Below are 14557 nucleotides of genomic sequence, written 5' to 3' on the forward strand. Positions count from 1 at the left end.
GGTTTTGTTTTTTTTGAGCCGACAAATGTTTGTAATTCATCTAATTCTCCCACTTGTGGAGTCCTTTCTGGATCGTAAAAATCTGGCAAGAGTTTTCCTACTTGTTTGACCCAATTAATGATTGTAGTATGATGCACATTTTTGACTCTTTCAATTGCTCGAAAACCCATACCATTAACATACATTTTTAGACATTCACGTTTAACTTCTTCTGAGTAGCCTTTTTGAGCTTGATAATCATCTATAAATTGTCTCTTACATCTGACACAGATATAATTTTGTTTGCCTTTTTTCTGACCATTTTTATTAATATGAGTTGACTGACATTCAGGGCATTGCATAATATTGCATCTTAATGAGTGTTTTTTTTGGCGCTCGCACGCTCGCTCGCTTTATCATACCCTAATTCAGCAACGCCAGATTTCTTATATAGAAGTTTAATTAAGTTTATAAAAAGTTATTTTTATGTACAGCAATGCCCCAGCTTAAAATATTTTAATAAAGAGTCGAAATTTTGTCAAATAACTTTTGCTAATCGTAACACCCAAAAAAAAGGCTCGCTCTCTTATTAGTAATCAGACCTTTTAGAGGAAAAAATAAACTAGGAAGATTTTAGAAAAAGAAGCTTTCATGGTTTTTTCCTAGCTTATACCGGAAATAGTCTAAATTTATTAGTGGGTGAAACTGATGAAAGAAACTAACTCAAAAGACACACCGCTACACGCAATGAATCCACTGAATCGATTTTCCAATCGAGCAGAAGATTACGCCAAGTACCGACCGAACTACCCAGACGCCGCTATTGATATTATTTTAGAAGGATTGGGGAATCCGTCGCAACTGGTAGCCGCAGATATGGGTGCAGGTACGGGAATTTCCTCGCGTTTGTTAGCCCAACGTGGAGTGAATGCGATCGCTATCGAACCAAACGCGGCGATGAGAGAAGCTGCATCACCGCATTCGCTGGTAGAGTTTCGTGACGGGACAGCAGAAGCAACGAATTTACCCGACACATCCGTTGATTTAGTAACTTGCTTCCAATCTTTCCATTGGTTTAATCCCGAACCAACGTTGCTGGAATTTCGCCGCATTCTCAAGCCAAGCGGACGACTAGCGGTGGTGTGGAACGATCGCGATCAAAACGATGAATTCACAACAAATTATAGCCGCTTAGTTGAGATTGCATCAAACAATCATCCAGCAGAAAAGCGGATGGTTTCAGTCGCTTCACTGCTAACCAGTCCGCATTTTCCGGATGTCCGCTGCCATACTTTTGAGTACCGGCAACAGTTAGATTTAGAGGGACTAATTGGCAGGACAAATAGTGTATCGTACATCCCCAAAGAAGGGTTGGCATACCAGCAACTTGTGACAGATTTGCAGGAATTGTATGCCAGCGCTTGTCATGAGGGCGGCTATGTGTATTTAGTCTATTGTACGAATGTTTACCTTGCAGATAATTGGTAATTGTTGTAGAGACGTGAAATTTCGCGTCTCTACAACAATTACTAATTATTTTCCTTTCGCCCAAGGTCCCCAGACAGCAAAAGTAATGCCAGGAGTTTGGATATTCACAAACATGGTGTTACCATCAGGTGAAAAACAGGCACCAGCGAACTCATTATCATTGATAGCATTCCGAGCAAATTGGTAGAGTTCGCCCTTTGGAGTCACCCCGACTACAAATTGCTCGTCGTCGCCATCTTCACAGAGGATCAAATCGCCAAAAGGAGCCACAACAATGTTATCAGGACTATCTAATACATTTACATTGTTTGGTTCAACAAATAGTTCAAGAGTGCCGCCTTCTTGTGCAGTTTTCCCAGGAACGTAGCGCCAAACTTGACCTAGTTTAGCAGCACCACCATTCGTGCAGCAAAAGTAAAATTCACCGCTGCCGTACCAGATTCCTTCCCCGCGTGAAAATTGGGCTGCTCCTTTACCAAAGCCTTCGACGCGGACAGTATCCGTATCAGGATCGGGATTGTCGATGCGAACCCATTCAACTGCTTTTGGTTGACGCACCGGGAAATTAGTTTTAGTAATTGCCTGGGGCATTCCTTTAATTTTCAGAGCTTCCAAAACACCGCCTGCCACAAGATTGCCCGGTTGATTTGGAATGAAACGATAGAAGAGACTATCTCCTTTATCTTCAGTTTCATAAACAATCCCAGTTTTGGGATCAACTGCAACTGCTTCGTGGTTAAAACGCCCCATTGCTTTCAGAGGCACAGGAACCACATTTCTTTTTGCATTCGCCGGAACTTCAAAGTTATAACCGTGACGTTTCTCGACATTGCCCGTCGTATTAACTGGATCGTTTGTAGCGGGAGTCGAGGTATTTTCTTCAGAGCTAATCCACGAACCCCAAGGAGTCGTCCCACCTGCACAGTTGCGGTAGGTTCCTGCTAGGGAAGCAAAATGATTTTGCAGTTGGCGATTCGGCCCTACAATCAGGGTTGTTGTGCCACCTTTACAGAGATTATCGTATTTGAGTCCGGCAACTTGGGTGGTGGAATTCGGACTTAATTCGTGATTGCGAACTAAGATAGTTGTGTTATTGGGACCGGGGAAAGCACCCATACCATCGTGACCACCCGGCACTGGATTGCCATCGTTCATGATGTCTCCGGTGCGCGAGAAGGCGCGATATTGAAATCCCTTTGGTAAATCTAATAAACCGTTGGAATCTGGAATCAGCGGGCCATAACCTCCCCCACTCACTAATTGACCCCTGGCTGCTTTGTTATAGAGAGCTTCTAGAGGGGACATTAAAACAACACCCGCAGCACTGGTGCCTGCTAGGGTGAAGAATTGCCGCCGTGATAAAGACATGGTGTTCTCCGCGTTTATGCGTAGAACAGCTTAATCCGCGTTCATCAACCTTCGGCAAAGCTTTGATTAACACTCGGTTAATTTTTTATTCAGAAAATATTATTACTTGCACAGGTTTCCTAAAAAATTATTAACGTACAATTACGCTAATAATCCTCTGCGAACCTTTGCGTTTACCTTAGCGTACCTTTGCGTTAAAATACTTATTCATCTTCAAGATTAATGGCAGAAAATAAGGCTGAAGAATTGTCTTCAGGGAAACTCAACTCATGCTCGTTCGGCTGTCCAATGGCGATCGCTCGATCGATAAACTGTAACACCCTCCAAGCCAGCTTGTTGCACGAAGTCCTGCACTTCATCCAAGGTAAACGCAGCGTGGAGAGAGTCGCGGAATAACATCTTTTGGTGTTTGTTGTACTCTGTACCGATACTTTCCACCAAATTATTCATTATTTCCTCGCTACGAGGACGAATTAAATCTCGGATGAGAATAGCACCCTGCGGCTTTAGCACTCGTTTCAGTTCTTGCAAGAATGGCAGTGGATTGGGTAGGTGGTGAAACAGGCTATTAGAAATTACCAGATCAAATTGTCCATCTTGATAAGGTAACTTCTTGGCATCAACAAATTCCAGAATAATTTGTTTTTGCAACCCAGCTTTTTCTACATTTTCTCTGCCAATTTGCAGCATTGATTCTGCCATATCGATGCCGAGAATTTGCCATTCAGGGCATTGCTGTGCAATTAAGATAGGAATTCGAGCGGTTCCGGTTCCGGCATCCAGAACAGTTGCATTTGTTGTTCCTAGCTCAATTGCCCGTTGAGCAAATGCCCCGTTTATTTCTGTAAAGTCCATTGCGTCATATTCAACAGCTTCTTCCAAACTGTCCATGACTTCGGGTTCTAATATTCGTTGCATGGCTAATAGCTAAGTAGAGGGATCTAATATTTGTAGGATGGTTAGAGTATAAGTGTAGGCTTTAGCCTTCAAGGGAGAGTAACCCATTAAACCCTTGTCAATGTTGGGTTTCGTTCCTCAACCATTCCCTACATCAGATGCGCGAGTTTAATGATGTCTACCTACTTAATTGTTAATTGCGATCGCGCTTTCGCTTGCGTTCTTTTTCCTTCTTCTTCGCCTCGTCTAGAATTTTTTTCACTTTTGCCTTAATTTCGTTGTGCCGCGCTACTCCTTCATAGGCATAGCGGTTGTAGCCGTTACTCTGAATTAAACTTTCTAAATAGCGAGTCCGCTCATCAGTGATCGGGTGCGTGGAAAGCCAAGTGAAGATCGGGCGATCGCGATCTTGCTTGTTTAGCGTCACCATCAGATTCCGCATCCCATCCGCCGCATAGCCGGTAGAACTAAGAATGCGAGTTCCGAGAATATCCGCCTGACGTTCCATGTCGCGACTATAGTCAAAAACGATGAGATTAGTGACAGTACCTCCCGCGTAGGGAATAAATTCGGTGACGCTAGCCGTAAGATTTCCTTGCGTTACTAATTGAAACCCATGAGATAGGACAGCATGAGATAATTCATGAGCGAGTAAACCGGCTAATTCTGCCTCAGAATGGGTGCGAGCGATCGCTCCCGCATTGACAAAAATCTTGCCTCCTGGTAGAGCAAAAGCATTGAGATCGTCATCTAGAACCACATAAAATTCATACTCAAAATCTTGGCGTCCCGCTACCGTTGCTAATTTATTTCCAATCTCCCGAACGTAATTCAACACCTCTTCATCTTCAACCAGTGGCAGTTGGCGTTTTGCTTGTTTTGCCACTGATTGACCAACCGCAGATTCTCCCCGCAGCATCAGTGCAGCGCTTTCGACGGCAGTCAGAGGGCCAAACAAACTGCCGGTGAAGGCATAGCTTAAAGCACCCGTAATCGCATTAGCGATCGCATTCCCTCTCAACTCGGCGCGTAAATGCGATTGATAACGTTTCAGATTCTCTTGTGCCAGTATTTCAAACTCTTTAGCCTCCGGATGATTGGGATTTAGCAACGCAAATTGACGTGCTGACAGCGAAGCTTCCAACCACTTTTTATTTTGGCTGTATGCTGCAATTTTTGCTTTGAGCAACATCGGTTCGGCGGGGTAAAGAGTGCTTGCTCGTTCTAAAACCTGTAAAGATTTTTCTACCTGATTGTAATCCCGCAGCGCTTTTGCATACTGAACGTGACCGGGAATAAATTCAGGATACTGCTCTACTAAAAATTGCAGCGGTACGAAAATTTTGCTTTCCAGTTTTTGTTCTAAACCCGCCTGAGCCTCGCGCCAATACACCCTACCCGCTGGCGCTAACTTGTCGGCGTCAGTTATTGGTTCTTTTCGCTCAGTTTTCTCGGTTGCATCAGAAAAGGGAGCTTTTGCTTCGCGGTACAGCTTTTCTGCTGCGGCGAATTGTCCTCCTAAATAAAGCTTGTCCGCTTCAATTATTTTCTCTTGTCGAGCAATTTCTTCTGGAGTCGGATTTTCCTCCTCCGCCTTATCTGTATCGGATTCTGGTTTGGTATCCGGCTTTTCACTTGCTTCCGGACTGGGTTCTGGTTTGGTTTCTTCAGCAGATGGTTGGACTTTCTCCGTGTCCGTGTTTTCAGTCGGCGTTGTCGTTTCCGTCTTCTTGGGAACGGGAGTCACGATTACCGTGGGAGGAGATGCAGGTTCCGCTAGCACTGCTGCGGGAGAAGTTGACCAAAGTACCAGCGCAAAAGCCAAGGAATTCCAGACAAGTTTCATGGCAGAGGAAGATGGGAACTCTATTTTTCTATATTATGTTTAGAGTTTACCCAACCTATCTCTCTGCGACTATAGGAACTCAGAGGCGGGTTCTGCCATTCTACACAGACTTATTTTAGAGAGACGATCGCGCCTCTGGCACCAATGCCGCTGACTAGGGCGCAAAATAAATTAAATTAAATTAGATCGTGTTCAGTGTCAGTCTGGTGAGTGCTATTGACCTTTTCTTTAAATGACCCCTCTATTGCCTAAGCAAAACAATAACTGGATCTCTTGAATTTACCGATGACCACTCTTTAACATAAATCCCATTTTTGGTAACAATCTCTTGAGTGCGCCCAAAATCCACAGCAAGAATAGCACAAGGAATGAAGTTGTTATAAGGATATAAATTTAATGTTTTCGCTGATACATTTTTAACGTTAATATGTTCAAGATGAATTGGTTGGGTGTTAGTTTTATGAAAAATTACCCAAAACGGGTATTCCCAAGCGTCTGTTCGCAAATATAAGCCAATATTTCTACAACCTTTAGATTTTATCTGATTGACTGCTTCCACATAAGAATCTTTAATGTCTATTCGGTTTGAGAAGTATTGTTCTATTCTGCTAGTATTAAATATATTTCTATCGGCTATTATCGGTCTAGATTCATTGTAAAAAACCCATAGAAGCGATGACACTATAATAAAAACAGCAATATAATTGGCAATTTTATGATGCAATCTGTCAGACAGCACTACTCCACTAAATGCAGAAAAAAGTAGAAAAATAGACAGATGAAGGCGACTTTGCCAGGGTTGCCATTTTATCAGCAAACAAAATAGCAAAAAACTACCTACGACAGCGACAAGATAACCTACAAGATACCGCTGTCTTCTCAAACTACGCCTAGTTATGAAAAGAGCAATAGTAAATACTATAAGAAAAAAGTGAATTGGATTACCCGCACTGTCTTCAAAGGTTGCTACTCCTTGAATACTAAATTCTATTTCTGGAGAAGAAGTCGTCCGAGGATCATTTATATCTACACCTAAAATTGTGTGGATTAAACGGATTGTTCTTTCTATTAAATCGTTGTTGACTATATCCAGGGGTATAGCCATGTGTAATCCTATATTTTTAATTACATTTGAAATAAATGTTAAAATGCTAAACCCCTCCATCTTATATTCCGGAGGTACAAAAAAAGGCCAGCCAAATATTTCAATGTTTCTCATATAATGACCAACATTAATAATAAATACTAGAAAGAAAACCAGCAAAAATGGTTTCCAAGATTGCCACTTATAAAATTTTAAGGTAGATACAAAAAACCAAAGGCAAAACGGAAATGCGTAAATATATCCCGTTCCCTTTGTAAAAATAGCTAGCCCCAAGCTAGCTCCAATGAAGAATATATTATTTAGATTATTTTTGTTTCTAACCGTCAACAGTACATAGTAAACAAAACAAAGCAACCAAAAAGTGACTGCATAATCATTTTGGGTGCTTGAGCCTTGGAGAATACCCATCGGAAGAGTTGCAGCAACGACGGCAGAAAAAATTTGACCCCGCAAATCTGCTCCAAGTTGCTTGGCAATTAGCGATACCCCAATAATGCTTCCAACCATGCTGAACCATTGAACAAGGTTGGCAAAGCGATCGCTACCGCTTAAAACCTGAAAATGCATGATTGTAAATTCTGCCCAAGGGTTTTGGTATAGCTGTGGCAAATAGCTCGTTGGATAATGAGAAACGCTATGATTTTGAATCCAATGAACGACCCTCGCCATGTGATAGGACATAGAATCCCAATTGTTGGGCGGTGCTATCAAGGCAATTAAACCAACTGTAGCAGCGATAAAAGCTACACTGCCTAGCAAAAAAAACAAGAAAAGCGGTATTTTCGGAAGCTGTTGTGTCTTAGTATTTTTGTTTAAATTTGTAATGTTTCTTGTTTTTTTACTAACCCAAATATAAATAAAAATTAATCCAATACTTGTGAATAACCATCCTGCAAACAAACCACTAAATGTAATTAATTTAAATAAACTGAATATTTCAGTAATACCTGTTAATAAAAATCCCCAGACAACAGATGCTGCTAATAAAGAACTGCGCCAGCCATTATGTTTTTTGAAAATTATAACTAGAAGAATAAATGAAACTATAGGCAAAAATACAAACACATCTGTCACTCCTGTTTACAGCAAGCGTTAGATAGCAATTCTATAATAAGTGTACTACTAGCTCAACCAAGCGATCGCGCCTCGAATTCAATCCTCAGATATCCGACAACAGGAAGTCGCGGCTTTGTACCAAGCCTGACGATCGCGCTGAGAGGCTGTCAATGACTCAACCAAGCGATCGCGCCTCTAATCCAATCTTCCGCATTCGGGCTTTTCGCCAACAAGGCATCCTGTCTGACGACAGCGATCGCCTGTGCCACTTCACTATTGCTATATCCCAAGGCCAGTAGCGTCATCTCCACATCTTCTAAAATGGCAGCGGAAGGGCTAGCTGCGGTGCTAGTAACCCCTGCCGAGTGTCGCCACTCTGCCAGTTTAGTTTTCAGTTCCAGCGCCAGACGTTCGGCGGTTTTGCTGCCGATGCCAGGAGTTTTCGCTAAGGTGCGGGTGTTGCCAGTAACGATTGCCTGGACTAAATCTGACAGCCCTAAGGTGTCTAAGAGGGCGATCGCGCCTCTGGCACCAATGCCGCTGACACTAACTAAGGCGCGGAATAAATCCCGCTCAGCAGCGGAGGCAAAGCCATACAGGAGGACTTGATCTTCCCGAACTTGTTGGTGTGTAAAAACTTGCACCGTTTCTCCCGCCGCCGGTAGCTCAGCCTCCAGGCGTGGTGGGATATGCAGTTCGTACCCAATCTGATTGACTTCCAGAATCAGGATGACGCGATTGGCGGTGCTTTTCTGGATGCCAGCTACCGTGCCTTTGAGATAGCCGATCATGCAAAGATGTTGAGGATGTAGGATAAGTTCATTCTAAAAAGCCGAAATGCTTCAAACCTTCTAGAATACCTCCAGCGCAATCAGCTTTTGCTAAATAGCGATTGACAGAAGGATTGGCGTAATGCCACTTTAGCAGTTCTGGCTGGGCATTCCCGACAATAATTCCTCGTTCCTCGCCGGACTGAAAGAAAGATACATCGTTGCCAGAATCACCACAAACAACGGTTTGTTCTGGAGGTATCTGAAATTGCTGCCGCAGAAACGCGGTTGCAGTTCCTTTATTGCCGTCGCGAGGTAAGATGTCCAAGTCTTTGCCACTGCTATATATCAACTTGACATCTAGCTGGCGTTCTTCCAACAAATCTTCTAGCTGAGGGAGAACTTCAACGGCGGCTTCTTCACAGAGGAAGTAGCTAACTTTAAAGGGGCGTTGTTCTGATGGCGGTTGGGGAACTAGGTCAGAAAAATGAGCGGTTGTGGCGACGATCAAGTTACGATCCCAGTTGTGAGAAAGTTGTTTTACCCAGGCTGGATCTGGAGTATCGCTGCCATCTCGGTAAATTTCCGTTCCAACAGACAGCACCAAGACATCTGGCTCTAACAGATGCTGTTTGGTCTTCAGTTCTTGGTAGAGGGTGGGGGAACGACCTGTCACATAAACAATCTTTGTCCCGTATTGTTGCCGATGCTGGCTCAGGTGGCGCTTGAGTTCTTCTAGGGCGTCGTCATCGCCTACTAAGGTATTGTCTAAATCGGTCACGAATAGAAATGGCTTCACTTTGCTCATTGCTTGGGATTTGGCTACTGGATTATTTTCTTATATGGGAGTTTATCAGTCGTGATGGGAAGCGATCGCTCACCCACACTACTTAGCGACAATTGAAGATAAAAAAACCTGGGAGCGTTTTGATAACTCCCAGGCTGATTACTTGAGGTGACATGATGCCGGAAATGCAAGGGAATTAATTCTAAATCAGACCCCAGAAGTGCAGGAAGCCTTGACCTGAGAAGATTTCAATCAGAGTGGCGGCTAAAAAGCCGATCATAGCTAGACGCCCGTTCCAAATTTCAGCTTGGGGAGTGAAGCCGTATCTCCAAGCGTTACGATCGTCCATGACGGGAGGGGTTACTTTCTGTGTCTCTTGCATGGTGGAAACTCCGGGTTTATCGCTACGTTTGTTAAGCAATGTTTAGCTTATGTAACCAAATGTAACGACAAGAAGCTGGGGTGTTCTCTATCTGAGGTTAGAGCTTGAGAGCGATCGCGCCTTAGCCTTCACTATCTTTATCACCTGAGAAAAACCGATTCTGCTCAATTTAAGCAATTCCCCTATTTAAGTCGATATCCCACAAGTACGTTCACCGCATTGCCTTCATAGCAGACCGCTAATTTTCCCCGATCCCATGAAATTTTTCCGCCAACTCACGCATTTCTGGATTCCGCAGCTAAATCCTCAAGTCTGGATTCTTGCCATCGGTCGATTTCTCTCTGGAATTGGCACCGGCTTCACGTTGTTTTATGCGCCCATATTTTTTGTCAACCAAGTCGGATTATCAGCAATCCAGGTAGGTTTTGCTTTGGGAAGTGGTGCTATTTCTAAAGCACTGGGACATATTGTCGGAGGTTCTTTTTGCGATTCCCAATTTTGGGGACGCCGCCGCACCCTATTATTGTCAGCGGCTATTTCAGCGGTTGCTTCCCTAGTGTTAGCTGCTACTAGCAATTTTTCCACCTTAGTAGTCGGTAACTTGCTGATGGGATTGGGATTAGGTTTGTATTGGCCTGCCACGGAAGCAGTGGTAGCAGATTTGACCCAAGGAGAGCAACTTAAAGAAGCTTACGCGATAACGCGACTGGCAGATAGTCTCGGTTTGGGACTAGGAATTGTTTTTGCAGGCGTATTGATTGGCACAACGGGTGCTTATCGGGCATTATTTGTGATTGATGCGATTTCGTTTGTAGTATTCTTTGGGGTAGTGTATGCAGCGATCGCCGAAACTTACAAACCAGGAAAACGCGAACAACAAGCATTAACCAGTTGGGCAATTGCACTGCGCGATCGCTATCTGTTGATTTTTTGCCTAGTTAATATTATCTTCACCACGTATATCTCTCAAACCCAAAGTACAATGCCGCTGTACTTTAGCAATTTCATCCCCGTAGGAGAGTCTGGGAAAGGTTTTTCACCCACAACAATTAGCGCCTTATTTACCTGGCACCTTGTCTTAGCCATTGTCTTACAACTGCCAGTAGTGAGAATCCTAAAACGCTTTACTCATCCCTACGCTTTGTGCATTTCCGCCTTATTTTGGGGGTTAGGATTTAGCTTAATTTGGTTTACAGGAGTAGCTGAATCTAACCAGCTATTGTGGGCAATTTTAGCAATGGGAGTATTTGCTATTGCTACCGTCTCTTATATGCCTTCTGCATCTTCCCTGATTACAGACTTAGCCCCCGAATCGCAGCGGGGTGTATACTTTTCAATTAACTCCCTCTGCTGGGCGGCTGGCTATTTTATTGGCCCTCCCTTGGGTGGCTGGGCATTAGATCAACCGCCAGTCGTGGCGCATAGTTTCTGGCTGGGCTTAGCGTTAAGCGTAGCCATCACAATTGCGATTTTGCAATACTTGAATCGGATTTTAAACGCAAAGAACGCAGAGAGTAACGCAAAGTAACGCAAAGACTTTGCGTACCGAGAGCGTTTAAAACTCTTTACCGCCGTCTTTCCTGCAACTTGCGATAAACGTCTCTGACATCGACGTGATGGTGAGCTAAAGCAACCAAAGTGTGATAGAACAAGTCAGCAACCTCACCCGCGATCGCTTCCTTGTCGTCATCCTTGCAAGCCATTACCACTTCAGCGGACTCTTCGCCAATTTTTTTCAAAATCTTATTATCCCCACCAGCAAATAAATTGCAGGTGTAGGAACTTTCAGTTGGGTTGTCGCGGCGATCGCAAATCGTCGCAAACAGATCCGACAAGGTATCTGCTGGAGGCGGCGCTTTTTCCCCATCTACTTGATGAAAACAGCTGCGTTCTCCGGTGTGACAGGCAATTTCTCCCACCTGTTCCACACTAACCAGCAGCGCATCGCTATCGCAGTCATAGCGGAGACTTCGCACATTTTGTAAGTGCCCCGAAGTCGCACCTTTATGCCATAACTCCCCACGAGAACGGCTCCAATACCAAGCTTGTCCCGTTTCCAGCGTTTTCTGTAACGACTCCCGGTTCATCCAAGCCATCATCAAGACCGTGCCATCCAGATAATCTTGCGCGATCGCTGGCACCAGTCCCTGCTCGTTATAGTGGATTCGATCGATGGGGATGGATTTGCTTAAAGCAGAGGGTTCAGCAGCTGGCATTTTCAGTACAAATGAGTCACTTGTACAAGATATCACTCCGCCACTGCCAACTGCTCAGCACCCGTTCAGATGCCTCAGATATTCGTCCGGGTTGTTCGCTAAAGTAAATAAGAGGTCGCAAGAAGCGGTTCCAGGCATTTGCCAAAGATACTATTTAGGCTGGCTGATTGACTTCTAACGGCGCGGAGGGCAACCTCGTGAGCCTTGGATTCCTCTCCGTACCATTGAACCGCAGAGTTGAATGCTGCCCGATATAACTCCTGGGCTGCCTCCGAGAGGCGAGAGCGAACACTTACAGGTAAATCCTGATTCGTTTGGTAGGACATGATGGGCATTGCCCTCAGTAGGATAATTGAACAGCATAATCTCTGCGATCGCCGCTTTCGCCTATCTTGAGGCAGAGATTTTATCATCAAACGCAGGAGATAACATTGATTACTTCCACAAATTTGAAAACCACCAAGTCAGAAGAAATATTCGCCGCTGCTCAAAATTTGATGCCAGGAGGCGTCAGTTCACCAGTACGGGCGTTTAAATCGGTAGGAGGACAACCCATCGTCTTTGACCGCGTCAAAGGTGCCTATATCTGGGATGTCGATGGCAACCAATATATCGACTACGTTGGCACCTGGGGACCCGCGATTTGCGGTCATGCCCATCCAGAAGTGATTAGTGCCCTGCACGCAGCCCTGGAAAAAGGCACCAGCTTTGGTGCCCCCTCCGTGTTAGAAAATGTGCTGGCAGAGATGGTGATTGACGCCGTTCCCAGCATTGAAATGGTGCGCTTTGTCAACTCCGGAACCGAAGCTTGTATGGCAGTTCTGCGCCTGATGCGAGCTTTCACCGGACGCGACAAGTTAATTAAATTTGAAGGCTGCTATCACGGTCACGCCGATATGTTTCTGGTGAAAGCCGGTTCCGGCGTCGCCACCCTCGGCTTGCCGGATTCTCCAGGCGTTCCCAAGACAACAACCAGCAACACGCTCACCGCCCCCTACAATGACCTGGAAGCCGTCAAAGCTTTATTTGCCGAAAACCCCGACCAGATTGCTGGGGTGATTCTAGAGCCAGTGGTGGGCAATGCTGGCTTTATTACGCCTGACGCCGGTTTCCTGGAAGGCTTGCGAATGATTACGCAAGACAATGGCGCGTTACTCGTATTTGACGAAGTGATGACTGGCTTCCGAATTGCCTACGGTGGGGCACAGGAGAGATTTGGCATCACGCCTGACTTAACAACTCTGGGCAAGGTAATCGGCGGTGGCTTGCCGGTGGGTGCTTACGGTGGACGCAAAGATATTATGTCGATGATTGCTCCAGCAGGGCCAGTATATCAAGCCGGGACGCTTTCGGGGAATCCTCTGGCGATGACTGCCGGAATCAAAACGCTGGAGTTGCTGCAAAAATCAGGCAGCTACGAACAGTTAGACAAGATGACCAAAAAGCTCAGTGATGGGTTGCTGCAAATTGCTAAGGAAACAGGTCATGCGGCTTGCGGTGGTAGCATCAGCGCTATGTTTGGCTTGTTCTTCACTCAAGGGCCAGTCCATAATTACGAAGATGCTAAAAAGTCTGACTCAAACAAGTTTGGCCGCTTCCATCGCGGAATGTTAGAGCGGGGCGTGTATTTGGCACCTTCTCAGTTTGAGGCTGGATTTACTTCTCTGGCGCACACAGATGAAGATATTGACCGCACTTTGGCAGCAGCGCGAGAAGTGATGTCTGGTCTGTAAGTTAGTCGCGCCACGCTGTCATCCCGCCAGGAACTTAAGTTCCTGGCTAATAGCTTAAGTCCGTTAAAACGGACTAAGGAATTTGAATTTGAGTCGGATTTATCCGACTTTTGCGATTAGCCAGGAAATTGATTTCTTGGGGGTTGGATGAGAGGGGAGTTATCTATAGCAATACAAGCAGGGATTGTGAACGTCTCTCTTTTCTTCGCCTCTATAGATTTTCGTAGGTTGGGTTGACGTAGGAAACCCAACACCTGCATGGGTTACGCTATCGCTAACCACTACTACAAATAATTAATTTCGCCTACTTAGCAATACGAGCAGGGATTGTAAACTTCTCTCTTTTCTAGGCGCTCTATAGCGAAGAAAGCGGAGGCTGAGCGTATCCCAACACGGTTCGTTTAAAAAGCTATGTTTACAAATCAAATAGGATTGCTATCGTTTAGGGAGAACAAGAAATTACCGATTACCAATTTCTAGTTGATCTAAATTGAGATAAAATACGAGATTGCCCTCAGGTGCGTGGATAATTTTTTCAATGGCGGCGGGTAAATCTTCGTGTTGATAAAAAGCTGGAATTTCATCAAATTTGTCTTCTGATACCTCCAAGATTTTTGGCATTTCAGAGACGGGAATGCCTAATTTTTCTTTTTGCTTGAGGGTGCAGACAATTAGATAGTGGTAGTCTGTCTCGTGGCATTTTAGAAATAGGGCTGATAGATCGATAAGAGCGATCGCTTCCTGTTCATATTCCATTAACCGGCGACCATTGGTTAGGGCAGTGTGGGGTGTAAATGCTTTGAGAACGCGCTGAACTCGGTCAATTGCGATCGCGTACTGTTCGCTTCCCATCTGAAAGGAAACCAGTTTCTGCTTGGAAATACGAGTTGAAACTAGGGGTTTAGCCCGAAATCGGCGATTCATAAGTTT

At 44.7% G+C, this 14557-nt stretch carries 14 protein-coding genes; 3 read left to right on the top strand and 11 right to left on the bottom strand.

What is annotated here, in order from left to right; genetic code table 11:
- Positions 1-341: IS1 family transposase (locus ACFW2W_RS09795; RefSeq protein ID WP_378176738.1), on the bottom strand; the 341-nt coding region annotated here is incomplete at its 3' end.
- 346 nt (positions 342-687) lie between these two features.
- Between ACFW2W_RS09795 and ACFW2W_RS09800 the strand changes: the two genes are divergently transcribed.
- The gene (locus ACFW2W_RS09800) at positions 688-1467 is read left to right on the top strand and encodes a class I SAM-dependent methyltransferase (protein WP_378176740.1); all 780 of its coding nucleotides are present in this window, start codon (positions 688-690) and stop codon (positions 1465-1467) included.
- A 45-nt stretch (positions 1468-1512) separates the two neighbouring features.
- Here ACFW2W_RS09800 and ACFW2W_RS09805 read toward each other — a convergent pair whose 3' ends face one another.
- The 7 genes from ACFW2W_RS09805 to ACFW2W_RS09835 form a co-directional block, all read right to left on the bottom strand.
- On the bottom strand, positions 1513-2835 hold the full coding sequence (locus ACFW2W_RS09805) for an alkaline phosphatase PhoX (protein WP_378176742.1): 1323 nt from the start codon (positions 2833-2835) through the stop codon (positions 1513-1515).
- Positions 2836-3102: 267 nt separating this feature from the next.
- On the bottom strand, positions 3103-3753 hold the full coding sequence (locus tag ACFW2W_RS09810; protein ID WP_378176744.1) for a class I SAM-dependent methyltransferase: 651 nt from the start codon (positions 3751-3753) through the stop codon (positions 3103-3105).
- Between the two features lie 172 nt (positions 3754-3925).
- Positions 3926-5578 (bottom strand): M48 family metalloprotease, encoded by a 1653-nt coding sequence (locus ACFW2W_RS09815; RefSeq protein ID WP_378176746.1) that lies wholly within the window; start codon positions 5576-5578, stop codon positions 3926-3928.
- Positions 5579-5819: 241 nt separating this feature from the next.
- A complete protein-coding gene (locus ACFW2W_RS09820; RefSeq protein WP_378176749.1) occupies positions 5820-7748 on the bottom strand; it encodes an ArnT family glycosyltransferase in 1929 nt (642 codons plus the stop codon).
- Between the two features lie 158 nt (positions 7749-7906).
- A complete protein-coding gene (ruvA, locus tag ACFW2W_RS09825; protein ID WP_378176751.1) occupies positions 7907-8530 on the bottom strand; it encodes a Holliday junction branch migration protein RuvA in 624 nt (207 codons plus the stop codon).
- A 28-nt stretch (positions 8531-8558) separates the two neighbouring features.
- Positions 8559-9308 carry a sucrose-phosphate phosphatase gene (locus ACFW2W_RS09830; protein WP_378177172.1) on the bottom strand — a complete coding sequence of 250 codons (750 nt, stop codon included), beginning with the start codon at positions 9306-9308 and terminating at the stop codon, positions 8559-8561.
- 190 nt (positions 9309-9498) lie between these two features.
- A complete protein-coding gene (locus ACFW2W_RS09835; protein WP_378176753.1) occupies positions 9499-9678 on the bottom strand; it encodes a chlorophyll a/b-binding protein in 180 nt (59 codons plus the stop codon).
- Between the two features lie 256 nt (positions 9679-9934).
- Between ACFW2W_RS09835 and ACFW2W_RS09840 the strand changes: the two genes are divergently transcribed.
- Positions 9935-11206 carry an MFS transporter gene (locus ACFW2W_RS09840; RefSeq protein ID WP_378176755.1) on the top strand — a complete coding sequence of 424 codons (1272 nt, stop codon included), beginning with the start codon at positions 9935-9937 and terminating at the stop codon, positions 11204-11206.
- Positions 11207-11243: 37 nt separating this feature from the next.
- Here the strand turns inward: ACFW2W_RS09840 and hisIE are convergent, their stop codons facing one another.
- Together hisIE and ACFW2W_RS09850 are read right to left on the bottom strand one after the other, a co-directional pair.
- Entirely contained in the window at positions 11244-11894 is a 651-nt protein-coding gene (hisIE, locus tag ACFW2W_RS09845) for a bifunctional phosphoribosyl-AMP cyclohydrolase/phosphoribosyl-ATP diphosphatase HisIE (protein WP_378176757.1), read from the bottom strand.
- Positions 11895-11992: 98 nt separating this feature from the next.
- Positions 11993-12220 carry a ChaB family protein gene (locus tag ACFW2W_RS09850; protein WP_378176759.1) on the bottom strand — a complete coding sequence of 76 codons (228 nt, stop codon included), beginning with the start codon at positions 12218-12220 and terminating at the stop codon, positions 11993-11995.
- A 108-nt stretch (positions 12221-12328) separates the two neighbouring features.
- On the opposite strand from ACFW2W_RS09850, the gene hemL reads away from it, so the two are divergent.
- The gene (hemL, locus tag ACFW2W_RS09855) at positions 12329-13627 is read left to right on the top strand and encodes a glutamate-1-semialdehyde 2,1-aminomutase (protein WP_378177175.1); all 1299 of its coding nucleotides are present in this window, start codon (positions 12329-12331) and stop codon (positions 13625-13627) included.
- A 459-nt stretch (positions 13628-14086) separates the two neighbouring features.
- Here the strand turns inward: hemL and ACFW2W_RS09860 are convergent, their stop codons facing one another.
- Positions 14087-14551: a chemotaxis protein CheW gene (locus ACFW2W_RS09860; protein ID WP_378176761.1), complete on the bottom strand. Its 465-nt coding sequence runs from the start codon at positions 14549-14551 to the stop codon at positions 14087-14089.
- Between the last annotated feature and the right edge of the window lie 6 nt (positions 14552-14557).

Source organism: Coleofasciculus sp. H7-2 (assembly GCF_042747725.1).
In the GTDB taxonomy this organism is placed as follows: domain Bacteria; phylum Cyanobacteriota; class Cyanobacteriia; order Cyanobacteriales; family FACHB-T130; genus FACHB-T130.